Here is a 24,332-nt window from a genome sequence, read left to right on the forward strand (position 1 = left end):
TGCGTCCCGCGTAGTCGCACATTCTTGGTGCTGTCCAGGCAGGTCTTGCAACACCGTGCCGCCCAGTCGCCGCGGGCCCTGCCGACGGCCCGGAGCCGCCTCGGAAAACGCCCGGTCACTGGCATGGGTTCTGCTACATTCCAGTGCGTTTTTTAGAGGGGCTTCCCGAGTGAAGGGGGCCCCTTTTCACTGCCTGTTTCGTCCCCCGTTTTCCATCCCCCAGCGTCCCCCTCAGGAGATTCTTTGATGGCCAAGACCGTCGCCGACGTGCTGAACCTGGTGAAGGAGCACGAAGTCAAGTTCGTCGACTTCCGCTTCACCGACACCCGCGGCAAGGAGCAGCACGTCAGCGTGCCGATCTCCGCTTTCGACGAAGACAAGTTCACGTCGGGCCATGCCTTCGACGGGTCGTCCATCGCCGGCTGGAAGGGCATCGAGGCCTCCGACATGCTGCTGATGCCGGACCCCAACACGGCCAACATCGACCCCTTCTTCGAAGAGCCGACGCTGATCCTGTCCTGCGACGTGCTCGACCCCACCGACGGCAAGCCCTACGAGCGCGATCCGCGTTCGCTGGCCAAGCGTGCCGAGGCGTACCTGAAGGCCTCCGGCATCGGTGACGCGGCCTACTTCGGCCCCGAGCCCGAGTTCTTCATCTTCGACCAGGTGCAGTGGCAGGTCGACATGTCCGGCTGCTTCGTCAAGGTGACCTCCGAAGAGGCGCCGTGGAGCACCGGCGCCACCATCGAAGGCGGCAACATGGGCCACCGTCCGGCGGTCAAGGGCGGCTACTTCCCGGTGCCGCCGGTGGACAGCTTCCAGGACATGCGCTCGGAGATGTGCCTGATCCTCGAATCGCTGGGCATCCCCGTCGAGGTCCACCACCACGAGGTCGCGGCCCCCGGCCAGAACGAGCTGGGCACCAAGTTCTCGACGCTGGTGCAGCGCGCCGACTGGCTGCAGCTGCAGAAGTACGTCATCCACAACGTCGCCCACGCCTACGGCAAGACCGCGACCTTCATGCCCAAGCCCATCGTCGGCGACAACGGCAGCGGCATGCACGTGCACCAGTCGGTGTGGAAGGACGGCAAGAACCTGTTCGCCGGCGACGGTTACGCGGGCCTGTCGGAGTTCGCGCTGTACTACATCGGCGGCATCATCAAGCACGCCCGCGCGCTCAACGCCATCACCAACCCCGGCACCAACAGCTACAAGCGCCTGGTGCCCGGCTTCGAGGCGCCGGTCAAGCTGGCCTACTCGGCGAAGAACCGCTCGGCCTCCATCCGCATCCCGTACGTCGCCAACCCGAAGGGCCGGCGCGTCGAGGCCCGCTTCCCGGACCCGCTGTGCAACCCGTACCTCGGCTTCTCGGCGCTGCTGATGGCCGGCCTGGACGGCGTGGAGAACAAGATCCACCCGGGCGAGGCCGCCACCAAGGACCTCTACCACCTGCCGCCGGAAGAGGACGCGAAGATCCCGACCGTGTGCTCCAGCCTGGAGCAGGCGCTGGAGTACCTGGACAAGGGCCGCGCCTTCCTGACCAAGGGCGGCGTCTTCACCGACTCCTACATCGACGCCTACATCGAGCTGAAGATGCAGGAGGTGCAGCGCTTCCGCATGACGACCCACCCGCTGGAATTCGACATGTACTACAGCCTGTGATGAAGGCGGCCGCCGGTGCGGCCGTCGTCACGGAGAAGGGACGGCAGGCGCCGTCCCTTTTTGTTGGCTGGTCCACAATCGACGGCGATGCGATGTCCCGTGCTCTCCGGGGAGGAAGGTGATGACCCAGCGATGGACCAGGCCATGGGCATGACGGCGTGCCGTCGCGCCCGCCGCCGGTGGCCGGTGGCCGCCGCCTTCGCCGTGCTGGTGGGGGGTGCAGGCCCCGGCGCTGGCGCAGGGCGCGGTCTACCGCTGCCCGGGGCCGCCGGTGCTCTACACCGACAGCCTGTCGGCCAACGAGGCGCGTGACCGCGGCTGCCGCACCGTCGAAGGCGCGCCGGTCACCGTCATGCGCACGCCGCCGGCGGCGGCAGGCCGCGCGCCGGCGGTGGCGGCCTCGGGCGTCATGCCGGCCACCGCGCAGGCCACCGCCCGCATCAACGCCAACGAGCAGCGCGCCCGCGACGCCGAGGCCCGCCGCATCCTGCAGGACGAACTGCGCCGCGGCGAGGAGCAACTGGCCGCGCTGCTGCAGGAGTACAACAACGGCGAGCCCGAGCGCCAGGGCAACGAGCGCAACTACCAGCGCTACCTCGACCGGGTGGAGCAGCTGAAGCTGCAGATCGCCCGCAAGGAGGCCGACCTGGCCGCCATCCGGCGCGAGATCGGCAAGCTGCCGGCCAACGCGCCCTGACCCCACCGGCGCGGGGCTGCCCGCGCCGGGTCCCTTTCGCGTCCATGATCACCCTGCTGCGCTCCGCCGCCCGCCTGCCCCCCGGCCACGAGGGGCTGGACCTGCTGGCCACCATGGTCGCCATCGTCGGCCCGCGCGGCGACTGCCTGTTCGCCAACGGCAGCTTCGAGACGGTGCTGGGCCTGTCGCGCAAGGCGCTGCTGAAGGCACGGCTGACCGACTGGCTGGTGGAATCGCAGCAACTGGCCGAGACGCTGGAGGCGGTGTCGCGCAACGAATACGCCACCGCCCGTTTCGACGCGGTGCTGCGCCGGCCGGCCGGCTCGCACCCGGACAGCCTGCCGGTGCAGGTCATCGTCAACCAGACCGACTCGCCGGAGCGCATGGTGGTGGAACTGGTCGAGATCGAGCAGCAGACCCGGCTCGACCGGGAGGAGCGCACCTTCGGCCAGGTGCAGGCGACCAAGGAACTGATCCGCAACCTGGCGCACGAGATCAAGAACCCGCTGGGCGGCATCCGCGGCGCGGCGCAGCTGCTGGCGATGGAGCTCGATTCACGGGAACTGACCGAATACACCCAGGTCATCGTGCAGGAGGCCGACCGCCTGCAGGCGCTGGTCGACCGGCTGCTGGCCCCGCATCGCCGGCCGCACGTGGTCGGCGACGTCAACATCCACGAGGTCTGCGAGCGGGTGCGCGCGTTGATCATGGCCGAGTTCCCGCGCGGCCTGGCCGTCGAACGCGACTACGACATCTCCATCCCCGAGTTCCGCGGCGACCGCGAGCAGCTCATCCAGGCGGTGCTCAACATCGCCCACAACGCCGCGCAGGCGCTGGCCGAGCGCACGGCCGAGGGCGATGCGGTGCTGTGGCTGCGGACGCGCATCGCACGGCAGGTCACCATCGGCAAACGCCGCTGGCGTTTGGCACTGGAATTGCATATTGAGGACAACGGTCCGGGCATTCCCGAGTCGATCCGCGATCGCATCTTCTACCCGCTGGTGTCGGGGCGCGATGGCGGGTCGGGTCTCGGCCTGACGCTGGCGCAGACCTTCGTGCAACAGCACCAGGGCACGATCGAATGCGACAGCCAGCCCGGCCGCACGGTGTTCAAGATCGTCATCCCCCTGCCTTGATTTGCGAAGCGTCCCCGATGGGGCCGCGGACCACGAAGCCCGCCGCATGAAACCCATCTGGATCGTTGACGACGACCAATCCATCCGCTTCGTGCTGGAGAAGGCACTGGCACGCGAGCAGTTCGCCGTGCGCAGCTTCTCCAACCCGCGCGACGCCCTCGCCGCGCTGGACGACGACCAGCCGCAGGTGCTGGTCAGCGACATCCGCATGCCGGGCGGCTCGGGCCTGGACCTGCTGGGCAAGGTGAAGGCGAGGCTGCCCGGCCTGCCGGTCATCATCATGACCGCCTACTCCGACCTGGACAGCGCGGTCTCCGCCTTCCAGGGCGGCGCCTTCGAGTACCTGCCCAAGCCCTTCGACGTCACCAAGGCGGTGGAGCTGATCCGCCGCGCGGTGGAGGAAAGCCTGCGCGAGGCGGTGCGCGACGAGCGCAGCGCCGAGATGCCCGAGATGCTGGGCCAGGCGCCGGCGATGCAGGACGTGTTCCGCGCCATCGGCCGGCTCAGCCAGAGCAACGTGACCGTGCTCATCACCGGCGAGAGCGGCTCCGGCAAGGAACTGGTGGCGCAGGCGCTGCACAAGCACAGCCCGCGCGGCAACGGCCCCTTCGTCGCCATCAACACCGCCGCCATCCCGAAGGACCTGCTGGAGAGCGAGCTCTTCGGCCACGAGCGGGGCGCCTTCACCGGCGCGCAGACCATGCGCCGCGGCCGCTTCGAGCAGGCCGACGGCGGCACGCTGTTCCTCGATGAGATCGGCGACATGCCCTTCGACCTGCAGACCCGGTTGCTGCGGGTGCTGTCGGACGGCCACTTCTACCGCGTCGGCGGCCACCAGCCGCTGAAGAGCAACGTGCGGGTCATCGCCGCCACCCACCAGAACCTGGAAGACCGGGTGCGGCAGGGCGCCTTCCGCGAGGACCTGTTCCACCGCCTCAACGTGATCCGCCTGCGCCTGCCCGCCCTGCGCGAGCGCCGCGAGGACATCCCGATGCTGGCCCGCTTCTTCCTGCAGAAGAGCGCCAAGGAACTCGGCGTCGAGACCAAGCGCATCACCGACGCGGCGGTGGAGCGGCTGCTGGGCTTCGACTTTCCCGGCAACGTGCGCCAGCTGGAGAACGTCTGCCACTGGCTGACGGTGATGGCGCCGGCGCAGGTGATCGAGCCGAAGGACCTGCCGCCCGAGTTCTGGCCGTCGGCCGGCGGTGGCGCGGCACCGGCGGCGGCCAGCCCGGCGGCCGAGACCGTGTCGCCGCCGGCGTTCGGCGCCACGGCGACGGCGCCGGTCGCCCTCGGTGCGCCGATGTCGGCCGAGGCGGTCATCGCGTCCGCCATGCCGGCGGGCACACCGGCCGCCCCCGACGCGCCGCCACGCTGGCTGGTCGACCTGGAGCGCGAGGCCCGGTCTCTGCTGGAGTCCGGCACCCCGGAGGTGTGGGAGCGGCTGACCCGTCAGTTCGAGGGCCAGCTCATCCACACCGCGCTGGACCTGACGCGGGGACGCCGCATCGAGGCTGCGCACAAGCTGGGCATCGGCCGCAACACCATCACCCGCAAGATCCAGGAGCTGGGGCTCGACGACTGAACCCCGTCTCGCGACGGCGTCTTGCGCCGTCGCCATGCGTTTGGATCAGGCCGCGCCGGCCGCGCCGTTGGCCACCACGCTGGCGGCGGGCCGTCGTGCGCCGTTGGCCACCGCGGCGGCGACGCGCGGGCCGATCTCGATGGCCTGCTGGCCGGCCAGGTGCTGCTCGCGCAGCCGCTTGAACAGCGTCAGCGACTGCGCCACCACCTGGTCCATGTTGTAGTACTTGTAGGTCGCCAGGCGGCCGACGAAGCTCACCCGCTCCAGCTTCTCGGCCTCGGCCTCGTAGCGGCGGTACAGCTCCGCGTTCTCCTTGCGCGGCACCGGGTAATAGGGATCGCCCTCGGCGCAGGGGTACTCGTACACCACCGAGGTCTGGCTGTGCTGCTGGCCGGTGATGTGCTTGAACTCGCTGACGCGGGTGTAGGCGTAGTCGTTGGGGTGGTTGACCGTGCCCACCGACTGGAACTGCTCGGTCGGCAGGGTGGAGTGCTCGAACTGCAGGCTGCGGTAGGGCAGCTTGCCGTACTTGAAGTCGAAGAAGGCGTCCACCGGGCCGGTGTAGACCATGTGGCGCCACGGGATGAACTGCTCGATCTCGCGGTAGTCGGTGTTCAGCATCACCTTGATGTTCGGATGCGCCAGCAGGCGCTCGAACATCCGGGTGTAGCCGTGCAGCGGCATGGCCTGGTAGGTGTCGGTGAAGTAGCGGTCGTCGCGGTTGGTGCGGGTGGGCACGCGCGCCGTGACGCTGGCGTCCAGCTCCGACGGGTCCAGGCCCCACTGCTTGCGCGTGTAGCCGCGGAAGAGCTTGTTGTAGAGGTCGCGGCCGACCTTGCCGACCACCACGTCCTCCGACGTCTCGACGCGGTCGCACTTCTCGGCCACCGAGGCGAACCAGTCGTCGAGCTCCATCGCCGTCAGGTTCAGCCCGTAGAGCTTGTTCACCGTGTCCAGGTTGATCGGGATCGGCACCAGCTGACCGTCGACGCTGGCCAGCACCCGGTGCTGGTAGGGGCGCCAGGCGGTGAACTGCGACAGGTGGTCGAAGACGTCCTTCGAGTTGGTGTGGAAGATGTGCGGGCCATAGGGGTGGATGAGCACCCCGGCGTCGTCGAAGCGGTCATAGGCATTGCCGCCGATGTGCGGCCGCTTGTCCACCACCAGCACCCGCTGGTTGAGCTGGCTGGCCAGCCGCTCGGCGACCACGGCACCGGCAAAGCCGGCACCGACCACCAGGTAGTCGAAGCCGGACGCCGCGCGGGAGTGGCCGTTCAGCCCGGCGCCGGAGGCGTCGCCGCTGACGCGCTGGGGGAGGGGGTGCGGTCGATGAGGCTCAAGGCGGCTCCTCTTTGGACCGGCCGCGGACGACGCGAGCAGCCGGCGTGGGAAAAGAATGACGGGGACGTGGGGAGTCGCGTCGGCGGCGGTCTCCTGGTTCCATCCGGGGAGACCCCTCCTCGGCAAACGGCGGACCTTGGTCGTGGTGCCCGGGTGGGCCCGGCCGCAACCCAAGGGGTCCGGGCCTGTCGGTTGCCCCGCATCGGCATCGACCGCCTGCGCCGAGGAGATGCCGCGTTGTCCAGCGCCTACCCACGTCCCCAGCTCGTCCGTGATCACTGGGAGTGCCTGAACGGCCCCTGGCGCTTTTGCTGGGACGACGCCCAGCGCTTCCGCCACCCCGACGACATCGAGGGCTGGAGCCACACCATCACCGTGCCGTTCCCGCCGGAGTCGAAGGCCAGCGGCCTGGGCGACCGCGGCTTCCACGCGGTGGCCTGGTACCAGCGCGAGTTCGACATCGCGGCCGAGGGTGGCCGCGTCCTGCTGCGCTTTGGCGCGGTGGACTACCGCGCGCAGGTCTGGGTCAACGGCAGCCTGGTCGCCACCCACGAGGGCGGCCACACGCCCTTCATGGCCGACATCACCCGGGCGTTGAGGCCGCAGGGCCCGCAGGTGGTGACGGTGCGCGCCGAAGACGACCCGCACGAGCTGACCAAGCCGCGCGGCAAGCAGGACTGGCAGCTCGAGCCGCACAGCATCTGGTACCCGCGCACCACCGGCATCTGGCAGACGGTGTGGCTGGAGCGGGTGGGCCGCACCTACATCGACAAGATCCGCTGGACGCCGCATGTGCACGGCTTCGCGCTCACCTTCGAAGCCCGCGTGGTCGGCGACAAGGCCGCCGACCTGACCTTGGAGGTGGCGCTGTGCCACGGCGAGCGGGTGCTGGCGCGCGACCGCTACGGCGTCATCGACGGCGAGGCCGACCGCACCATCATCCTGTCCGACCCCGGCATCGACGACTACCGCAACGAGCTGCTGTGGAGCCCCGAGCGGCCGACGCTGCTCGACGCCGAGATCATCCTGCGCAGCGGCGACACGGTGCTCGACCGCTTCAGGAGCTACGCCGCACTGCGCTCCGTGAGCATCCTGCGCGACCGCTTCATGCTCAACGGCCGGCCCTACACGCTGCGGCTGGTGCTCGACCAGGGCTACTGGTCCGACACGCTGCTGACCGCGCCCGACGACGACGCGCTGAAGAAGGACGTCGAACTGGCCAAGGCCATGGGCTTCAACGGCGTGCGCAAGCACCAGAAGATCGAGGACCCGCGCTACCTGTACTGGGCGGACAAGCTCGGCCTGCTGGTGTGGGAGGAGATGCCCAGCGCCTACCGCTTCACCCGCAGTGCCATCCGCCGCACCATCCGCGAGTGGACCGAGGCCATCGAGCGCGACTACAGCCACCCCTGCATCATCACCTGGGTGCCCTTCAACGAAAGCTGGGGCGTGCCGGAACTGACCAGCGTGCGCGAGCAGCGCCATGCGGTGGAGGCGCTGTACCACCTGACGAAGACGCTGGATTCGACGCGGCCGGTGATCGGCAACGACGGCTGGGAGTCGAGCGCCACCGACATCATCGGCATCCACGACTACGACGCCAACTTCGAGCACCTGCGCCAGCGCTACGGCCAGGAAGCCAAGGCCGAGCAGCTGTTCGACCGCCGGCGCCCGGGCGGCCGGGTGCTGACGCTGGACGGCTACCCGCACCGCGGCCAGCCCATCATGCTCACCGAGTTCGGCGGCGTGGCCTTCGTGCAGTCGCCGCCGGAGGGCGTCAAGCAGACCTGGGGCTACACCGTGGCCAAGACGCAGGCCGAGTTCCGCGACCTCTACAAGGGCCTGCTCGACGTGGTCATCCACACGCCGCTGTTCTCCGGCTTCTGCTACACCCAGTTCGCCGACACCTTCCAGGAGGCGAACGGCCTGCTCAACGCGGACCGCACGCCGAAGATCCCGATCGAGGAGATCCGCAAGGTGACCAGCCAGTCGAGGACGCACATTCCGGGCGGGGTTTGATGGAACGACCGCGATGCACCAGCTCCAACTGACCAAACCCGACGGCCGCCGGCTGACGCTGTACAGCCGCCGTCCGATCGACACCGGCCTGCAGGCGCCCAGCCCCTTCGCCGAGCCGCTGCACCCCAACCCGCACCTGCGCTGGCACCCGCTTCGCGGCGAATGGGTGGCCTATGCGGCGCACCGGCAGGACCGGACCTTCCTGCCGCCGCCGGAATACAACCCGCTCGCGGTGACGAGCGATCCCGAACATCCGACGGAGCTGCCGGCGGGCGACTGGGACGTCGCGGTGTTCGACAACCGCTTTCCCTCGCTCACCGCCGCCGCGCACGACGCGCCGCTGTCGACCGTGCCGACCGCCATCGGCAACGGCCATTGCGAGGTGGTGGTGTTCACGCAGGACCCGTCGTCGTCGCTCGGCCGGCTGCCGGTGGAGCACCTCGCCCTGCTGATCGAGGTCTGGGGCGACCGTTGCCGCCACCTCGGCCAGCAGCACGACATCGCCTACGTGCTGCCGTTCGAGAACCGCGGCAAGGAGGTGGGCGTCACGCTGCACCACCCGCATGGCCAGATCTACGCCTACCCGGAGGTGCCGCCGGTGCCACGGCGCATGGGCGAGCAGCAGGCGGCCCACCTGGCCGAGCACGGCCGTGGCCTGCTGGAGACGATGATCGAGCGCGAGATCGCCGACCACGCGCGACGCCTGCTCTACCTGGGCGAGCTCGCCGTGGCCTGGGTGCCGGCCTGCGCCCGCTACCCCTACGAGGTGTGGGTCGCCACCCGGCGCCCGGTGGCGCGCTTCGAGCAGCTGTGCGACGCCGACCGGCTGGACCTGGCGCGCGCGCTGAAGACGGTGCTGCTGAAGTACGACGGCCTGTGGCAGCGGCCGATGCCGTACCTGATGGCCTGGTACAGCGCACCCAGCCAGGGCGACCACCCCGGCTGGCACCTGCACGCGCAGCTGTGGCCGCCGTACCGCACGCCGGACAAACTCAAGGTGCTGGCCGGCACCGAGCTGGCGGCCGGCTGGTTCGCGGTCGACGCCCTGCCCGAGGACAAGGCCGCCGAGCTGCAGGCCGTGCCGGTGGAGCTGGACCGATGAACGAGGCCGATCCGTCGCTGGCGCAGGCGGTGGAGGCGGTCGTCGACGAGGCCCCGTTTCCGCTGGTCTCGGCCGCCTTCCTGCAGGCCTTCGGCCGGCCGCCGGAGGCGCTGTCCTCCGCCCCCGGCCGGGTCAACCTGCTCGGCGAGCACACCGACTACAACGACGGCTTCGTGCTGCCGGTGGCCATTCCCCAGCGCACGCGGGTGGCGCTGGGGCAGGCCAGCGGTCCGTTGACGCGCGTGCAGGCCCAGGTGCTCGGCACGACCGCGCACTTCAGCCACGACCAGCCGCCCACCGAGCCCTTCGCCCGCTACGTCTACGGCTGCCTGCGACTGGCCGAGGAGGCCGGGCTGGCCCTGCCGCCGCTGGACATCTGCATCGCTTCCGACGTGCCGCTGGGCGTCGGCCTGTCGTCCAGCGCGGCGCTGGAGGTGGCGGTGCTGCGCGCGCTGCGGGCGCGCTTCGCCACCGGCTGGGACGACGTGCAGATCGCCCGCATGGCCCAGCGGGCCGAGATCGAACACGCCGGCGTGCGCTGCGGCATCCTCGACCAGATGGCGAGCAGCCTGGCCGACCCGTTCCAGGCGCTGTTCCTCGACACCCGCAGCCTGGAGCGCCGGCTGGTGCCGTTGCCGTCAGGCGCGGCCATCCTGGTGCTCGATTCGGGCATCAGCCGCAGCCTGGCGACCAGCGGCTACAACGAGCGGCGGGCCGAGTGCGAGGCCGCCGCGCAGGCGCTCGGTGTCGCCGCGCTGCGGGACGTGGACGACCCGGCACGGGCCGCCGCGCTGCCGGCGCCGCTGGACCGCCGGGCGCGCCACGTCATCACCGAGAACGCCCGCGTGCTGCAGGCCGCGGCCGGTGTCGACGCCGAGACGTTCGGCGCGCTGATGAACGCCTCGCACGCCAGCCTGCGCGGCGACTACGAGGTGTCGGTGCCGCCGCTGGACTGGCTGGTCGCGCGGCTGCAGCGCGAGCCCGGCGTCTTCGGCGCCCGGCTCACCGGCGCGGGGTTCGGCGGCGCCTGCGTCGCGCTGTGCGCGGCCGACCGGCTGGCCGCGATCGCCGAACCGGTGCTGGCCGACTACGCCGCCGAGGGCGAGCAGGGGCGGCAGCTGGTGCCATGAAGGGCGGGAGGTTGTGATGGGGCAGGGCGGCGCCGTGCACGAGACCGCCTGCGGGCGCGACCCCGAGGGCGGGCCGCTGCGCTGCTACACCCTCGTCATGGGCCGGCTGCGCGCCGCCCTGATGAACTGGGGCGCCACGCTGCTGTCGCTGCGCGCGCCCGACCGCCACGGCGTCGGCGGCGAGGTGCTGCTGGGCTTCGAGGAGCCGTCGGGCTGGTGGCGACCGCCCCGCCAGCCCTACCTCGGCGGCACCATCGGCCGTGTCGCCAACCGCGTGGCCGGCGCCCGCTTCGCCGTCGACGGCGCGGAGCACCGGCTGGCCGCCAACGACGGCGCCCACTCGCTGCACGGCGGCGCGCGCGGCTTCGACCAGCGCGCCTGGCAGGGCGAGGTGCGGCTGCTGCCCGAGGGCCCGTCGGTGCGCTTCCGCCGCATCAGCCCGGACGGGGAGGAGGGCTACCCGGGGCACCTGTCGGTGGAGGTGGTCTACACGCTGACCGAGGACGCGCTGCACCTGCAGTGGAGCGCCACCACCGACCGCACCACCCCGGTCAACCTGACGCAGCACGCCTACTTCAACCTGGAGGGCGACGGCGGCACGGTGCTCGACCACCGCCTTCAGCTGCCGGCGGCCCGCGTCACGCCGGTGGATGCCGGACTGATCCCGACCGGCGAGCACCGGCCGGTGGACGGCACGCCCTTCGACTTCCGCACGGCCAAGCCGATCGGGCAGGACCTCGGGGCGGCCGACGAGCAGCTGCGCCATGCCGGCGGCTACGACCACAACTGGGTGCTGGACGGGGTGCCCGACCTGCAGCAGCCCGGGCTGCACCTGGCCGCGGTGCTGACCGCGCCGCGCAGCGGCCGCCGGCTCACGCTGTCCACCAGCCAGCCGGGGCTGCAGTTCTACAGCGGCAACTTCCTCGACGGCCGCTTGAAGGGACGCGGCGGCCGGCCGCTGCAGCGCCATGCCGGCCTGTGCCTGGAGCCGCAGCACTTCCCGGACAGCGTGCACCGTCCGGACTTCCCCTCGGTGTGGCTGCGCCCCGGCGAGCGCTGGCTGCACCGTGCGGTCTACTGCTTCGACACGGTGTAGTCGGCCGGCGCCCCGGGGGCCATGGCAGCATGGCGCCATGGCGAAGAAGGACAGGCACGTCAGCGAGACGCCGGCCACGCAGTGGCTGAAGGCGCACGGCATCGACTACACCGAGCACGTCTACGACTACGTCGAGCATGGCGGCACCGCGGAGTCGTCGCGCCAGCTCGGTGTGCCCGAGCACGAGGTGGTGAAGACGCTGGTGATGCAGGACGACCGGGGGACGCCGCTGGTGGTGTTGATGCACGGCGACCGGCAGGTCAGCACCAAGGCGCTGGCGCGCGAGATCGGCGTCAAGTCGGTGACGCCGTGCGCGCCCGAGGTGGCGCAGCGGCACAGCGGCTACCTGGTCGGCGGCACCTCGCCGTTCGGGTTGAAGAAGGCAATGCCGGTGTTCGTGGAGGCCAGCGTGCTGGCGCTGCCGCGCATCCTCATCAACGGCGGGCGCCGGGGCTTCCTGGTGGGGCTGCCGTCGTTGGTGTTGACGGGGGTGCTGGGGGCACGGTTGGTGAGGTGTGCGTTGGTGGGGTGAGGTTGTTGTTGTTGTTTGCGTTGCAGCCCGTGGGCCGCGCAGGCCCACGGGCTGCCCCGCAAAGAAGCTCGGACCGCAGCGCGAAGAGCCCCCGGGGCTGCCCCATCAACGCTCTCCCCGGTTCGAAGACGAACCGGTCGATCGTCAATCAGGCCTGCAGGCTCCCGCTGTGCGTCACCCGCTCGGCACCGCCATGGGCGCCATACAGACCAGCCGCCGAGCGCGGCAGCAGCACGTCGATGGCGCGGTCCAGCGCCGCGGTGGCGCGGGCCAGCGACTCGCGCTGGGCGGCGACCTGGCCGCTGGCATCGGCCAGGCGCCGGCGCAGCGGCGGCGGCACGCCACCGGCGCGGGCGGCGCGGCCGAAGCCGTGCACCGCCTGCGCCAGCGCCCGGTGCAGCGCGCCGGCCTGCTGGTCGATGGCGTGCACGTCGCGCTCGCGCAGGGCGACGCCCAGCGCGGCCAGCCGCTGTTCGACATCGTCGAGCAGCGACTCAAGGGGTGGGGCGTCGGCGGGGCGGGGCGCGGAAGGCGTCATGTCGCAGGGGGTGGGCCGCCCTGGGGGCGGCGGTCGGGAAGCAGGATCAGTGCGAACTGCGACTCAGCACTTCCTGCGCGTTCGAGATCAACTTGTCGGCGATGGCGTCGGCGTTCACCTGGAACTTGCCGTCGCGGATGGCCTGGGCAATGCGCTGCACCTTCTCGGCGTCGAATTCGGGGGTCGCGCCCTCCGGGCCCAGCAGCGCCGCCGACGACAGCTCGACCTTGGCGCTGGGTTCGGTGCCGGTGGCGGTGGTGCCGGTGGCGTCGCCCGCCGCACCCTTGCGCTCGGTGCCGACCGGGGTGACGGCGGGCTTGTTCTCGAGGTGGCCGATCTTCATGGTGTGCTCCAAAAGGCCGAGACGACATCCTTCGGCCCGGTCAACATGGTGGCTGTATCGGACCGCCTGGGGTTGACTTTAGGCGTTTTTGAAACCGGACCTGTCGATCCCCGCAGTCGAGGGGGGACCTCGGCGCTGTTCCGGGCATGGCGCGCCGGGCTCACAGGGCCACCTCGACCTGGCGCTCGGCGACGGCCCGGCCGTTGATCACCCGGCCGCCCTCGGTGCGCACCCGCACCGGCTGGCCTTCCCAGCCGGCGGACAGCGCCTGGCCTTCGCCGCGCACGGTGTAGCCGCCGCCGACGGCGAGCACCGAGACGGTGTCGCCGGCGGCGAACCACTGGCGCGCCTTCAAATCGGCCTGGCGCAGCGTGTCGCCGGCGGCCAGCGGCCGCTGCAGGCTGCGGCCGAGCAGCGCGGCACGGTGGCGCAGCGCAGGGGAGGGCGCGGCCGCCAGGTCCACCTCGGCCTCCCGCAGGTCGGACTCGGTGAGCGGCTGGTGGGCGGGCAGGGGATTCGCGGCGACCAGCGCGCGGGCCCACACCCTCACCGTCACCGGCAGGTACACATTCCAGCGCACCGGGCCCTCGTCGCAGCGCAGGCCGACGCGGGTCCGGCCCCAGGCGCGGCTGCCGGCCGGCAGGTACGGCGAGACCCGGGCGCAGGGCGCGAGCGTCAACCGCGGGTCCAGCGCGCCGACCACGACCTCCACGCGGGCGCCGGGCCAGTCGGCCTGCAGCTGGCGGGTGGCGTCGTGGCGCAGGCGCTGCAGCGACGCGTCCAGCGTCGCGTCGGGGCCGCCGGTGGTCGCCTCCCGCGCCAGCGCCAGCGCCGGCGCCAGCAGGCCGAGCGTGGCCAGCGCGCCGAGGGCCAGCAGCAGCTCGGCCAGGCGGCGTCCCGCGCGGCGCGGCAGCGGCCGGTGCAGGGTCGGGACAGGGCGGAGTTTCACGCTGTGCACTCTAGGGCGCGGCGCCCGCCGGCACAGGCCGGAATTGGCGGGGGTTGCGGCCGTTGTTCGAGGCCTGTCGCGACGGGGCGCTGCCGAGAATCGACCGCCATCCGGCCCCGCATCCCGACGCCATGATCAACCGACTGACCGACACGCTGAGCTTCCAGGCCCAAGCCCTGACGCTGCGCGCCGAGCGCCAGCGGCTGATTGCCAGCAACATCGCCAACGCCGACACGCCGGGCTACCAGGCGCGCGAGATGGACTTCGCCCGCGCGCTGAAGGAGGCCACCGGCGCGGCCACCCCGGCCCGCCAGATGGCGGCCGCCACCGCCGGCCACCTGCAGCCGCCGGCCGGCGCGCGCAGCGAGGCCGAACTGCTCTACGCCCGCCCGGCGCAGACCAGCCTGGACAGCAACACCGTCGACATGGACCGCGAGCGCGCGGCCTTCGCCGACAACTCCGTCAAGTACGAGGCCACGCTGCGCTTCCTCAACGGCAGCGTGCGCACCCTCATGGACGCGATCAAGGGGCAGTGATGAGCATGTTTGGAATCTTCAACGTCGCCGGCAGCGCGGTGTCGGCGCAAAGCCAGCGGCTGAACATCGTCGCTTCCAACCTGGCCAACGCCGACACCGTGGCCGGGCCCGACGGGCAGGCCTACAAGGCGCGGCAGGTCGTGTTCCAGACCGCGCTGATGGGCGCCGCCGGCGCCGCCGGCGTGACGGTCAGCACCGTCAGCGAGGACACCACCCCCGGACGCCGGGTGCACGACCCGAAGCACCCGCAGGCCGACGCCGACGGCTACGTCACCTACAGCAACGTCAACGCGGTGGAGGAGATGGTCAACATGATCTCGGCCTCGCGCTCGTACCAGAACAACGTCGAGGTGATGAACACCGCCAAGTCGCTGCTGATGAAGACGCTGCAGCTCGGCCAGGGCTGAACCCGAACACCAAAGGCTGACGCATGGACTTCTCCACCATCACCGGCACGCTGTCCGAGAGCCAGACCGCGCTGCAGGCCGCCACCGCGGCGAAGAACAAGAAGGCCGCTGCGGCCAGCGAGAGCGCCGACCAGCAGGACCGCTTCCTCAAGCTGCTGGTGGCGCAGATGCAGAACCAGGACCCGATGAACCCGCTGGACAACGCGCAGGTCACCAGCCAGATGGCGCAGATCAGCACGGTCACCGGCATCGACAAGCTCAACGGGACCGTCGCCGGCCTGAACACCCAGTTCGCGCAGATGCAGGCGCTGCAGGGCGCCTCGCTGGTCGGCCGCGACGTGCTGGTCGAAGGCAACCGCCTGCAGATGGTCGACGGCAAGGCGCTGGGCGCCTACCAGCTGGACGGCAAGGCCGACAAGGTGAAGGTGGAGGTGCTGGACGCCAGCGGCGCGGTGGTCGACACCCTGCAGATGGGCGCGCAGGCCAGCGGCCGGCAGGACCTGGCCTGGACGCCGCCGTCGTCCGCCAAGGCCGATGCCCGCTACACCTTCCGCGTCACCGCCAGCGCCGCCGGCACCGCCGTCGACGCCACCCCCCTGTCGCGCGACAAGGTGCAGTCCGTCTCGCTGTCGGGCGACAGCCTGACCCTGCAGCTGCAGACCGGCGGCGCGACCGCCTACACCAGCCTCAAGGCCGTGCTGTAAGGCGGCTTCCCTTTCCGCACCCGATCCACTTCAAGGACCGACCACCATGGGTTTCCAGCAAGGCCTCTCCGGGCTCAACGCCACCGCCAAGAACCTCGAGGTCATCGGCAACAACATCGCCAATGCCAACACCTTCGGCGCCAAGGCCTCGCGCGGCGAGTTCTCGGACGTCTACGCCGCCTCGCTCAGCGGCGCGGGCACCAACTCGGTGGGCATCGGCACCCGGCTGGCGTCGGTGTCGCAGCAGTTCACGCAGGGCAACGTGACCACCACCGAGAACCCGATGGACCTGGCCATCAACGGCTCGGGCTTCTTCCAGGTCACCGACGGCGCGAGCACGCTGTACACCCGCAACGGCCAGTTCAAGGTCGACCGCGAGGGCTACATCGTCAACTCCGAGGGCCTGCAGCTGCAGGGCTTCATGGCCGACGCGCAGGGCAACATCCCGCAGGGCGGCCGGCCGGTGGCGCTGCAGCTGTCCAGCACCGCGCGCATGCCGCCGCAGGCCACCGACGAGATGGCCATCGACATGAACCTCGACTCGCGCGCCGCGGTGAAGACCGGCGACGTGATGGCCAGCCCCAACAACTTCAACAACGCCACCTCGGTCACCGTCTACGACGCGCAGGGCCGCGACGCGGCGCTGACCTACTACTTCCAGAAGAGCGGCACCGACCAGTGGAGCGTGTTCTTCAGCATCGACGGCACGCAGGTGATGGACGGCGGCAGCCCGGCGCAGATCCAGCTCACCTTCAACCCCGACGGCAGCGGCCTGGCCTCGGCGCCCACCGGCTCGATCCCGCTGACCATCCCCGGCGCGGCCGACGGCAGCCGGCTCGACATCACCACCAGCATCGACTTCAGCAAGGCCACGCAGTACGGCTCGTCCTTCGGCGTCAGCGACCTGACGCAGACCGGCTTCACCTCCGGCCAGCTGGTCAACATCGCGGTGGAGTCGACCGGCATCATCATGGCCCGCTACTCCAACGGCAAGCAGCAGCCGGCGGGGCAGGTGCAGCTGGCCACCTTCCGCAACCCGCAGGGCCTGCAGGCCATCGGCGGCAACCTGTGGACGCAGACCTTCGCCTCCGGCCAGCCCATCCCCAACATGCCGGGCGAGGGCAACATGGGCTCGCTGCAGTCCGGTGCGCTGGAGGAGTCGAACGTCGACCTCACCGGCGAACTGGTCGGCATGATCATGGCGCAGCGCATCTACCAGGCCAACGCGCAGACGATCAAGACCGAGGACCAGGTCATGCAGACGCTGGTGAACCTGAGGTAATGACGCCCCCGGCGCCCGGGCTCCCGCGCTGACAAGAGAAAGGCAGGTTCGAAGTGGACCGCATGATCTACCTCTCCATGGCGGGCGCGAAGGCCACCATGCAGCGCCAGGAGGTGCTGTCCAACAACCTGGCCAACGTCTCGACCACGGGCTTCCGCGCCGAGCTGCAGGCCTTCCGCGCGGTGCCGGTGCGCGGCGACGGCGCCAGCACCCGGGTCTACGCGCTGGAGACCACCGTCGGCTACAACGCGCAGCCGGGCACCGTCACCGCCACCGGCCGCAACCTCGACGTCGCCATGCGCGGCAACGCCTGGCTGGCGGTGCAGGGCCTGGACGGCACCGAGGCCTACAGCCGCGCCGGCGCGCTGGACGTCAACGCCGAGGGCCAGCTGGTCACCCGCGGCTCGGGCCTGACGGTGCTGGGCGACGGCGGCCCGATCACGGTGCCCGCCAACGCCGAGGTGGCCATCGGCGCCGACGGCACGGTCAGCGCCAAGGTGGGCAACCAGCGGCCGCAGCCGGTGGGCAAGTTGAAGCTGGTGACGCCGGAGGCACCGCTGCAGCGTGGCGGCGACGGCCTGTTCCGCAGCGCCGCCGGCGACGAACTGCCGGCCGATCCGGCGGCCCGGCTGCAGGAGGGCGCGCTGGAGGGCTCCAACGTCAGCCCGGTGGAGACCATGGTCGCCATGATCGCCGCGGCGCGCCAGTTCGAGGCGCAGATGAAGATCCTGCAGACCGCCGAGGCCAACGGCCAGACCGGCGCCAAGCTGCTGGGCAACCAGGGCTGACGGCCGGCGCCGCCACCCGGCCTAGTTGTCGGCGCTGAAGCCGATGGACTTCACGATCGGGCCCCAGCGCTGCAGCTCGGACTGCAGCGTCGCGGCCAGCTGCTCCGGGCTGGTCGGCGCCGGCTCGAGGCCGAAGCCGGCCATCGCCTCGGCCATCGCCGGGTCGGACAGCGTCTCGCGCAGCGCGGTGTTGAGGCGCCGCACCACCTCCGGCGGCGTGCGACCGGGCAGGAAGAACGCGAAGCCGTCCTCGTAGACCTGGTCCTTGTAGCCCTGCTCGGCCAGCGTCGGCACGTTGGGCGTGAAGCGGCTGCGCGTCGGCCCGCAGCTGGCGAGCAGGCGCAGCCGCGGCTGGTTGAGGAAGGCGCCCAGCGGCGTGCACAGCGCGGCGAGGTTGCCGCCCATCATGTCCTGGATGGCCGGCGGCGAGCCGCGGTAGGCCACGTGGTTCACCTCGACGCCGGCCGCCCGGCCCAGCATGATGACGATGAAGTGCAGCGCCGAGCCCGCGCCCGGCGAACCGATCGCCGCCCGGCTCGGGTTGGCCTTGAACCAGGCCATCAGCTCGGGCACGGTCTTCACGCTCTCCGGCACCGCCGGGCCGACGCCCAGGCCGTAGTCGAAGCGCGAGCCGTTGCTCACCGGGGTCAGGTCGGCGAAGGTGTCGTACAGCAGCTTCTTGTAGGTGTGCGGGTAGGTGCCGAGCGTGGAGATCGGCACCGACAGCAGGTGCGAGCCGTCGATGGGCGCGCCGCGCATCGCCGCGATGGCCAGCTGGCCGCCGGCGCCGGGCCGGTTCTCGATCACCACCGTCTTGGCGTAGCCCTTGTGGAGGCGCTCGCTCACCTTGCGTGCCGCGACGTCGGCCGCGGTGCCGGGCGGGAAGCCGACGAAGATGCGCGCCAGCTCCAGCGGCGCGTCGGCCCCCCGCGCCGGAAGGGCCGCCGCGGCGCCGGCGGCGCCGCAGGCCTGGAGGAAGGTGCGTCGTGTGGTCATGTTCGTCTCCTGTGGTCGTTGTGGGTCGTCACGCGGCGCGCCGGGCCGCGCCGCCGTGCCAGGCCTGTCGCAGCGCCGCCCAGCGCTGGCGCGCCGCGGCCAGGTGGCGCGCCTTCACATGCCCGTAGCCGCGGATCTGCTCGGGCACGCGGGCGAGGTCCACCGCCAGGGCGTGGTTGTCGGCGGTGAGGTGCGGCAGCAGCGACTCGATGTCGTCGCGGTACTCGTCGATCAGCGCGCGTTCCTCGCGCCGCTCGGCGGTGTGGCCGAAGGGGTCGAGCGCGGTGCCGCGCAGCCGGCGCAGCCGCGCCAGCAGCCGCAGCACGACGATGGTGGCCGGCCCGAAGCGGCGCTTGCGCAGCTCGCCGCGTGCATTGCGCCGCGACAGCAGGGGGGGCGCCAGGTGGTAGGCGATGCGGAAGTCACCCTCGAACTGCTCGGCGACGCGCTCGCGGAAGCCGCTGTCGGCGTGCAGCCGCGCCACCTCGTACTCGTCCTTGTAGGCCATCAGCTTGAACAGCCCGTGCGCCACCGCCCGCGCCAGCTCGCTGCGGCCGAGCGGGCGCTCCGCCGCCGCCACCCGCTCGACGACGGCGCGGTAGCGCGCCGCGTAGCGGGCGTCCTGGTAGGCAGTGAGGAACTGCTCGCGCCGGGCCACCAGCGCGGACAGCGACTCGCGCGGCTGCAGCGTCACCACCTGCGCCGGCGTGATGGCGTCGCGGAAGGCCTGCGGCGCATGGGCGGCGCGGCGGCCCCACTCGAAGGCCGCCAGGTTGGCGGCCACCGCCACGCCGTTGAGCTCGATCGCCCGCCGCAGCGACGCCCGCGCCAGCGGCACCCAGCCGCGCTGCCAGCCGAAGCCGAGCAGGAAGGCGTTGGCATACAGGCTGTCGCCCAGCAGCCGCACCGCGGCCGCCTCCGCGTCCACCGCGGCCACGGCACCGTCGGCCAGCTGGCCGGTCACCGCCTGCAGGCAGGCCTGCGACGGGTCGGTCCAGTCGGCGTTGCGGACGAAGGCGGCGGTGGGCACGGCGTGCGCGTTCAGCGCCACCCGGGTGCGCTGCGGGTCCAGCCGCAGCAGCGTCTCGCGGCTGGCAGCGACCACCGGATCGCAGCCGAGCAGCAGGTCGGCGCCGGCGACGTCGATGCGGGTGGTGAGGATGTCGTCCTGCCGCGGCGCCAACAGCACATGGCTCCAGGTGGCGCCGCCCTTCTGTGCCAGGCCGGTGGCGTCCTGCGTCACCACGCCGCGGCCTTCCAGGTGCGCGGCCATGCCCAGCACCTGGCCGATGGTGACGACGCCGGTGCCGCCGACGCCGGCGACCAGGATGCCGTAGGGCCCCGCCAGCGGTGTCGGCGCCGGCTCCGGCGGCTCGGGCAGGAGGTCGGCGGCCGGTGCCGGCGCCGCGCCGGCCTTCTTCTTCAGCCGGCCGCCTTCGACGGTGACGAAGCTGGGGCAGAAGCCGTCCAGGCAGCGGGTGTCCTTGTTGCAGCTGCTCTGGTTGATGGTGCGCTTGCGGCCGAACTCCGTCTCCAGCGGTTCCACCGACAGGCAGTTGGACTGCACGCCGCAGTCGCCGCAGCCCTCGCACACCAGGTCGTTGATCATCACCCGCAGCGCCGGGTCGGGCAGGGTGCCGCGCTTGCGGCGGCGGCGCTTCTCGGTGGCGCAGGTCTGGTCGTAGACGATGGCGGTGACGCCGGGCAGCTCACGGAACTCCCGCTGCAGGCGGTCCAGCTCGGTGCGCGGGTGCACCGTCACGCCGTCGGGCACCGCCACGCCGTCGTAGCGCGCGGGCTCGTCGGTCACCACCACCAGCCGCCGCACGCCCTCGGCCTGCAGGCTGCGCAGGATCTGCAGCGGGGTGTGGCCTTCCGGCCGCTCGCCGATGGGCTGGCCGCCGGTCATGGCCACCGCGTCGTTGTAGAGGATTTTGTAGGTGATGTTGACGCCGGCGGCGATGGCCTGGCGGATGGCGATCAGGCCGGAGTGGAAGTAGGTGCCGTCGCCGAGGTTGGCGAAGACGTGCGGCTCGGTGGTGAACGGCTGCTGGCCGACCCAGGGCACGCCTTCGCCGCCCATCTGCGTGAAGCCGACCAGGTTGCGCTCCATGCCCATGGCCATCAGGTGGCAGCCGATGCCGCCCATGGTGCGCGAGCCCTCCGGCACCACGGTGGAGGTGTTGTGCGGGCAGCCGGAGCAGAACCAGGGCGTGCGCTGCGCCTGCGGCGGCAGCACGCGCAGCGCCGCGTCGCGCGCCTGCAGGCGGGCCAGGCGCTCCTGGAGGCGGGCGGTGGTGTCGGCGTCCAGACCGAGCCGCGCCAGCCGCTGCATGATCGCCGCGGCGATCAGCGGCGTGGACAGGTCGGCGTGCTGGCGCAGCAGCGGCGCGCCGGGCTCGCCGTGTTCGTCGGCCTTGCCGGCGACCTGCGGCCGCACCGCGGTCGGCCAGTGGAACAGCAGGTCCTTCAGCTGCTGCTCGATCAGCGGGCGCTTCTCCTCGACCACCAGCACCTGCTGCAGCCCGCGGGCGAAGGCGGCGGCGCTGTCGGGCTCCAGCGGCCACACCACCGCCACCTTGTGCAGGCGGATGCCCAGCCGGCGGCATTCGGCCGCGTCCAGGCCGAGGGCCACCAGCGCCTGCCGCGTCTCGTTGTAGGCCTTGCCGCTGGCGATGAGGCCGAAGCGGTCCTGCGGCGAGGCGATGACGTCGCGGTTGAGCCGGTTGGCGCGCAGGTAGGCCGCCACCGCGGGCAGCTTGACCTCGTACAGCCGCGCCTCCTGCTCCAGCGGCGCGTCGGGCCAGCGGATGTGCACCCCGGCGGCCGGCAGCACGAAGTCCTGCGGCAGGTGCAGCGCCACGCGGGCCGGGTCCACGTCCAACGAGGCGCTGGACTCCACCACCTCCTGGATCACCTTCAGCCCCGACCAGACGCCGGCGTAGCGGCTGAGCGCATACGCGTGCAGCCCCAGGTCCAGGATGTCCTGCGGGCCGGCCGGGAAGAAGACGGGTATGCCGCAGGCCTGCAGCACCGGGTCGCTCTGGTGCGCCACGGTGGAGCTCTTGGCGATGTGGTCGTCGCCGGCCACCGCCACCACCCCGCCCCAGGGCGTGGTGCCGGCCATGTTGGCGTGCTTGAGCACGTCCACCGAGCGGTCCACCCCCGGCCCCTTGCCGTACCAGAGGCCGAACACGCCGTCGAAGCGGCGGCGGTCCGGCGGCGCGAAGCCCAGCTGCTGCGTGCCCCACACCGCGGTGGCGGCCAGGTCCTCGTTGACGCCCGGCTGGAACACCACGTCGTGGCGCGCCAGGTGCGCCTTGGCGCGCCACAGCTCCTGGTCGTAGCCGCCCAGCGGCGAGCCGCGGTAGCCGGACACGAAGCCGGCGGTGCGCCGGCCCGCCAGCGCGTCGCGCTGCTGCTGCAGCAAGGGCAGCTTCACCAGGGCCTGCACCCCGCTCATGAAGGCCAGGCCGGACGGCGCCGCGTACTTGTCGTCGAGGGTGACGTCCTGCGGCGCCCGGGCGGCGGCAGTCGGCAGGGCAGCGTTCATCGGGGGGTCTTCATCCTTCTTTTCCGGTCGGCCGCGACGGCGGCGGCGGACCGGTGGTCTCCGGCAAGGCCCGCAAGATAAGTACGATCGCGGGCCTCGTGAATGTCCCCGCAGTCATACACGCCATGCGCAACAGTGCACTCCGCCAGATCGACCTCGACCTGCTTCGTGCCTTCCTGGTCGTCATGTCGGAGCGCAGCGTGAGCCGCGCCGCCGACGCCCTGGGCATGACGCAGTCGGGGCTGAGCCGGGCGCTGGCCCGCATGCGCAAGGTGTTTCGCGACGACCTGCTGGTGCGCTCGGGCGCGGCGATGGTGGCGACGCCGCGCGGCCTGGAGCTGACGCAGGCGGTGCGCGACGTGCTGGCGCTGCTGGAGCAGCGGGTGCTGCCGGTGGCCGGCTTCGAGCCGGCGCGGGCGCAGCGGGAGTTCCTCACCGCCATGTCCGACATCTCGGAGGTGTACGCGCTGCCGCCGATGCTGGCGGCGCTGCGCCGCGACGCGCCCGGCTGCACGCTGCGCAACCGCCATGTGCGCAACACCGACCTGATGCAGGCGCTGGAGGTGGGCGAGGTGGAACTGGCCTTCGGCAACGTGTCCGGGCCGGCCTCCAGCATGTACCAGCAGACCTTGTTCCACAGCGGCTTCGTGGTGCTGGCGGCGGCCGGTCATCCGCGGCTGCGCGGCCGCCTCAGCCGCCAGCAGTACGAGTCGGAGTCGCATGTGGTGGTGCCCAGCGGGGCGGACGACCACCTGCACAACAGCGGCCTGTCGCCGCTGGGCGTGCGGCGGCGGATCGCGCTCGTCGCCGGCGGCACGATGTCGCTGCCGTGGATGCTGTGCGGCACCGAGCTGCTGGCCACCGTGCCGAGCGTGGTGGGCGAGCTGGTGCGCGGGCGGCTGCCGCTGAAGGCCCATCCGCTGCCGTTCGCGGTGCCGCCGCTGTCGATCAACACCTACTGGCACCCGCGGTCGCACACCGACCCGGGGCACCGCTGGCTGCGCGAGCTGATCTTCGAGGTGCTGCACGCCCCGCCCGCGCCCGCCGTGGCCGACACGCCGGAATAGGGCGGCATCCGCGGCGCTTATGGCGGCTTGGCCGGCACGCCGCCGGCACACCATCGGTGGCCATCGCAGGAGCCCCCGATGATCCGTTCGCTCGCCATCGCCAAGACCGGCATGGAGGCCCAGCAGACCCAGCTGGACACCATCTCGCACAACCTCGCCAACGTGGCCACCAACGGCTACAAGCGGTCGCATGCGGTCTTCGAGGACCTGATCTACCAGAACCTGCGGGCCGCCGGCGCCAACACCAGCGAGCAGACGCAGGCGCCCACCGGCCTGCAGCTCGGCCTCGGCACCCGTGCCGTGGGCACCAGCCGCAACTTCGGGCAGGGCAACCTGCAGCAGACCAACAACAACCTGGACCTGGCGATCAAGGGGCAGGGCTTCTTCCAGATCCAGCTGCCGGACGGCAGCACCGGCTACACCCGCGACGGTGCCTTCCAGGTCGACGCCAACGGCCAGCTGGTGACCAACGCCGGCTTCGTCGTGCAGCCGGGCATCACCATCCCGGCCACCGCGCAGGCGGTGGCCATCGCCGCTGACGGCACGGTCACCGCCACGCTGCCGGGCAACACGCAGCAGAACCTCGGCCAGCTGCAGCTCGCCGGCTTCGTCAACCCGGGCGGCCTGGAGGCACGCGGCGGCAACCTGTACGCCGAGACGCCGGCCTCCGGCGCGGCGCAGACCGGCGCCCCGGGTGCCAACGGCATGGGCGCGCTGCAGCAGGGTTACGTCGAGACTTCCAACGTCAACGTGGTGGAGGAGCTGGTCGGCATGATCCAGACGCAGCGGGCCTACGAGATGAACTCGAAGGCGATCCAGACCAGCGACCAGATGCTGCAACGCCTGGCCCAGCTGTAGCCCCCGTACCG

The 24,332-nt window shown here is 71.7% G+C and carries 22 protein-coding genes; 16 read left to right on the plus strand and 6 right to left on the minus strand.

Annotated features, from left to right (window positions below; genetic code table 11):
* Window positions 1-246: 246 nt before the first annotated feature.
* The 4 genes from glnA (at window position 247) to ntrC (ending at window position 5,080) form a co-directional block, all read left to right on the plus strand.
* Window positions 247-1,662 carry a type I glutamate--ammonia ligase gene (gene glnA, locus LRS07_RS10080; protein WP_260501782.1) on the plus strand — a complete coding sequence of 472 codons (1,416 nt, stop codon included), beginning with the start codon at window positions 247-249 and terminating at the stop codon, window positions 1,660-1,662.
* 217 nt (window positions 1,663-1,879) lie between these two features.
* Window positions 1,880-2,359 carry a hypothetical protein gene (locus tag LRS07_RS10085; protein ID WP_260501783.1) on the plus strand — a complete coding sequence of 160 codons (480 nt, stop codon included), beginning with the start codon at window positions 1,880-1,882 and terminating at the stop codon, window positions 2,357-2,359.
* 44 nt (window positions 2,360-2,403) lie between these two features.
* A complete protein-coding gene (glnL, locus tag LRS07_RS10090; protein WP_260501784.1) occupies window positions 2,404-3,495 on the plus strand; it encodes a nitrogen regulation protein NR(II) in 1,092 nt (363 codons plus the stop codon).
* A 46-nt stretch (window positions 3,496-3,541) separates the two neighbouring features.
* Window positions 3,542-5,080 (plus strand): nitrogen regulation protein NR(I), encoded by a 1,539-nt coding sequence (gene ntrC, locus LRS07_RS10095; protein ID WP_260501785.1) that lies wholly within the window; start codon window positions 3,542-3,544, stop codon window positions 5,078-5,080.
* A gap of 45 nt (window positions 5,081-5,125) precedes the next feature.
* Here the strand turns inward: ntrC and glf are convergent, their stop codons facing one another.
* Window positions 5,126-6,316, minus strand: coding sequence for a UDP-galactopyranose mutase (glf, locus tag LRS07_RS10100; protein ID WP_260501786.1), 1,191 nt, complete (start codon window positions 6,314-6,316; stop codon window positions 5,126-5,128).
* A gap of 342 nt (window positions 6,317-6,658) precedes the next feature.
* Here glf and LRS07_RS10105 point away from each other — a divergent pair, with 342 nt between their 5' ends.
* From LRS07_RS10105 to LRS07_RS10125, 5 genes are read left to right on the plus strand one after another with little or no spacing between them, the layout of a single operon-like run.
* Window positions 6,659-8,440 carry a glycoside hydrolase family 2 protein gene (locus tag LRS07_RS10105; RefSeq protein ID WP_260501787.1) on the plus strand — a complete coding sequence of 594 codons (1,782 nt, stop codon included), beginning with the start codon at window positions 6,659-6,661 and terminating at the stop codon, window positions 8,438-8,440.
* Window positions 8,441-8,453: 13 nt separating this feature from the next.
* The gene (gene galT / locus LRS07_RS10110; protein WP_260501788.1) at window positions 8,454-9,542 is read left to right on the plus strand and encodes a galactose-1-phosphate uridylyltransferase; all 1,089 of its coding nucleotides are present in this window, start codon (window positions 8,454-8,456) and stop codon (window positions 9,540-9,542) included.
* Window positions 9,539-10,672, plus strand: a complete 1,134-nt coding sequence (galK, locus tag LRS07_RS10115) for a galactokinase (RefSeq protein ID WP_260501789.1) — start codon at window positions 9,539-9,541, stop codon at window positions 10,670-10,672. Before galT ends, galK begins: the two co-directional genes overlap by 4 nt.
* Before the next feature lie 16 nt (window positions 10,673-10,688).
* Window positions 10,689-11,768 carry an aldose epimerase family protein gene (locus LRS07_RS10120; RefSeq protein ID WP_260501790.1) on the plus strand — a complete coding sequence of 360 codons (1,080 nt, stop codon included), beginning with the start codon at window positions 10,689-10,691 and terminating at the stop codon, window positions 11,766-11,768.
* A gap of 37 nt (window positions 11,769-11,805) precedes the next feature.
* Window positions 11,806-12,300: an aminoacyl-tRNA deacylase gene (locus LRS07_RS10125; protein ID WP_260501791.1), complete on the plus strand. Its 495-nt coding sequence runs from the start codon at window positions 11,806-11,808 to the stop codon at window positions 12,298-12,300.
* A 148-nt stretch (window positions 12,301-12,448) separates the two neighbouring features.
* Here LRS07_RS10125 and LRS07_RS10130 read toward each other — a convergent pair whose 3' ends face one another.
* The 3 genes from LRS07_RS10130 to flgA all read right to left on the minus strand — a co-directional run bounded on the left by LRS07_RS10130 (window position 12,449) and on the right by flgA (window position 14,130).
* Window positions 12,449-12,838: a hypothetical protein gene (locus tag LRS07_RS10130; protein ID WP_260501792.1), complete on the minus strand. Its 390-nt coding sequence runs from the start codon at window positions 12,836-12,838 to the stop codon at window positions 12,449-12,451.
* A 46-nt stretch (window positions 12,839-12,884) separates the two neighbouring features.
* On the minus strand, window positions 12,885-13,181 hold the full coding sequence (flgM, locus tag LRS07_RS10135) for a flagellar biosynthesis anti-sigma factor FlgM (protein ID WP_260501793.1): 297 nt from the start codon (window positions 13,179-13,181) through the stop codon (window positions 12,885-12,887).
* Between the two features lie 160 nt (window positions 13,182-13,341).
* Window positions 13,342-14,130 carry a flagellar basal body P-ring formation chaperone FlgA gene (flgA, locus tag LRS07_RS10140; protein WP_260501794.1) on the minus strand — a complete coding sequence of 263 codons (789 nt, stop codon included), beginning with the start codon at window positions 14,128-14,130 and terminating at the stop codon, window positions 13,342-13,344.
* Window positions 14,131-14,261: 131 nt separating this feature from the next.
* Between flgA and flgB the strand changes: the two genes are divergently transcribed.
* From flgB to flgF, 5 genes are read left to right on the plus strand one after another with little or no spacing between them, the layout of a single operon-like run.
* Window positions 14,262-14,666 (plus strand): flagellar basal body rod protein FlgB, encoded by a 405-nt coding sequence (gene flgB / locus LRS07_RS10145; protein WP_260501795.1) that lies wholly within the window; start codon window positions 14,262-14,264, stop codon window positions 14,664-14,666.
* Window positions 14,666-15,073: a flagellar basal body rod protein FlgC gene (gene flgC / locus LRS07_RS10150; RefSeq protein WP_260501796.1), complete on the plus strand. Its 408-nt coding sequence runs from the start codon at window positions 14,666-14,668 to the stop codon at window positions 15,071-15,073. Before flgB ends, flgC begins: the two co-directional genes overlap by 1 nt.
* Window positions 15,074-15,096: 23 nt before the next feature.
* Window positions 15,097-15,777 carry a flagellar hook assembly protein FlgD gene (locus LRS07_RS10155; RefSeq protein ID WP_260501797.1) on the plus strand — a complete coding sequence of 227 codons (681 nt, stop codon included), beginning with the start codon at window positions 15,097-15,099 and terminating at the stop codon, window positions 15,775-15,777.
* A 46-nt stretch (window positions 15,778-15,823) separates the two neighbouring features.
* Window positions 15,824-17,059, plus strand: coding sequence for a flagellar hook protein FlgE (flgE, locus tag LRS07_RS10160; protein ID WP_260501798.1), 1,236 nt, complete (start codon window positions 15,824-15,826; stop codon window positions 17,057-17,059).
* Between the two features lie 53 nt (window positions 17,060-17,112).
* On the plus strand, window positions 17,113-17,847 hold the full coding sequence (gene flgF / locus LRS07_RS10165; protein WP_260501799.1) for a flagellar basal-body rod protein FlgF: 735 nt from the start codon (window positions 17,113-17,115) through the stop codon (window positions 17,845-17,847).
* Window positions 17,848-17,868: 21 nt separating this feature from the next.
* Here the strand turns inward: flgF and LRS07_RS10170 are convergent, their stop codons facing one another.
* Together LRS07_RS10170 and LRS07_RS10175 are read right to left on the minus strand one after the other, a co-directional pair.
* Window positions 17,869-18,843, minus strand: a complete 975-nt coding sequence (locus tag LRS07_RS10170) for a tripartite tricarboxylate transporter substrate-binding protein (RefSeq protein WP_260501800.1) — start codon at window positions 18,841-18,843, stop codon at window positions 17,869-17,871.
* Between the two features lie 28 nt (window positions 18,844-18,871).
* Complete coding sequence (locus LRS07_RS10175) at window positions 18,872-22,396, minus strand: indolepyruvate ferredoxin oxidoreductase family protein (RefSeq protein ID WP_260501801.1); 3,525 nt, start codon at window positions 22,394-22,396, stop codon at window positions 18,872-18,874.
* A gap of 125 nt (window positions 22,397-22,521) precedes the next feature.
* Here LRS07_RS10175 and LRS07_RS10180 point away from each other — a divergent pair, with 125 nt between their 5' ends.
* Both LRS07_RS10180 and flgG read left to right on the plus strand, forming a co-directional pair.
* Complete coding sequence (locus LRS07_RS10180; RefSeq protein WP_260501802.1) at window positions 22,522-23,463, plus strand: LysR family transcriptional regulator; 942 nt, start codon at window positions 22,522-22,524, stop codon at window positions 23,461-23,463.
* Between the two features lie 78 nt (window positions 23,464-23,541).
* A complete protein-coding gene (flgG, locus tag LRS07_RS10185) occupies window positions 23,542-24,321 on the plus strand; it encodes a flagellar basal-body rod protein FlgG (RefSeq protein WP_260501803.1) in 780 nt (259 codons plus the stop codon).
* Window positions 24,322-24,332 lie beyond the last annotated feature (11 nt).

The organism is Aquabacterium sp. J223 (genome assembly GCF_024666615.1).
Lineage (GTDB): Bacteria > Pseudomonadota > Gammaproteobacteria > Burkholderiales > Burkholderiaceae_C > J223.

Coding starts and splice junctions, on each gene's coding strand:
- glnL (WP_260501784.1), top strand. CDS start 2,404: ATGATCACCCTGCTGCGCTCCGCCGCCCGCCTGCCCCCCGGCCACGAG.
- galT (WP_260501788.1), top strand. CDS start 8,454: ATGCACCAGCTCCAACTGACCAAACCCGACGGCCGCCGGCTGACGCTG.
- flgE (WP_260501798.1), top strand. CDS start 15,824: ATGGGTTTCCAGCAAGGCCTCTCCGGGCTCAACGCCACCGCCAAGAAC.
- LRS07_RS10180 (WP_260501802.1), top strand. CDS start 22,522: ATGCGCAACAGTGCACTCCGCCAGATCGACCTCGACCTGCTTCGTGCC.
- LRS07_RS10125 (WP_260501791.1), top strand. CDS start 11,806: ATGGCGAAGAAGGACAGGCACGTCAGCGAGACGCCGGCCACGCAGTGG.
- LRS07_RS10155 (WP_260501797.1), top strand. CDS start 15,097: ATGGACTTCTCCACCATCACCGGCACGCTGTCCGAGAGCCAGACCGCG.
- flgC (WP_260501796.1), top strand. CDS start 14,666: ATGAGCATGTTTGGAATCTTCAACGTCGCCGGCAGCGCGGTGTCGGCG.
- LRS07_RS10170 (WP_260501800.1), bottom strand. CDS start 18,843: ATGACCACACGACGCACCTTCCTCCAGGCCTGCGGCGCCGCCGGCGCC.
- flgB (WP_260501795.1), top strand. CDS start 14,262: ATGATCAACCGACTGACCGACACGCTGAGCTTCCAGGCCCAAGCCCTG.
- flgM (WP_260501793.1), bottom strand. CDS start 13,181: ATGAAGATCGGCCACCTCGAGAACAAGCCCGCCGTCACCCCGGTCGGC.
- galK (WP_260501789.1), top strand. CDS start 9,539: ATGAACGAGGCCGATCCGTCGCTGGCGCAGGCGGTGGAGGCGGTCGTC.
- glnA (WP_260501782.1), top strand. CDS start 247: ATGGCCAAGACCGTCGCCGACGTGCTGAACCTGGTGAAGGAGCACGAA.
- LRS07_RS10130 (WP_260501792.1), bottom strand. CDS start 12,838: ATGACGCCTTCCGCGCCCCGCCCCGCCGACGCCCCACCCCTTGAGTCG.
- flgG (WP_260501803.1), top strand. CDS start 23,542: ATGATCCGTTCGCTCGCCATCGCCAAGACCGGCATGGAGGCCCAGCAG.
- ntrC (WP_260501785.1), top strand. CDS start 3,542: ATGAAACCCATCTGGATCGTTGACGACGACCAATCCATCCGCTTCGTG.
- LRS07_RS10175 (WP_260501801.1), bottom strand. CDS start 22,396: ATGAACGCTGCCCTGCCGACTGCCGCCGCCCGGGCGCCGCAGGACGTC.
- LRS07_RS10120 (WP_260501790.1), top strand. CDS start 10,689: ATGGGGCAGGGCGGCGCCGTGCACGAGACCGCCTGCGGGCGCGACCCC.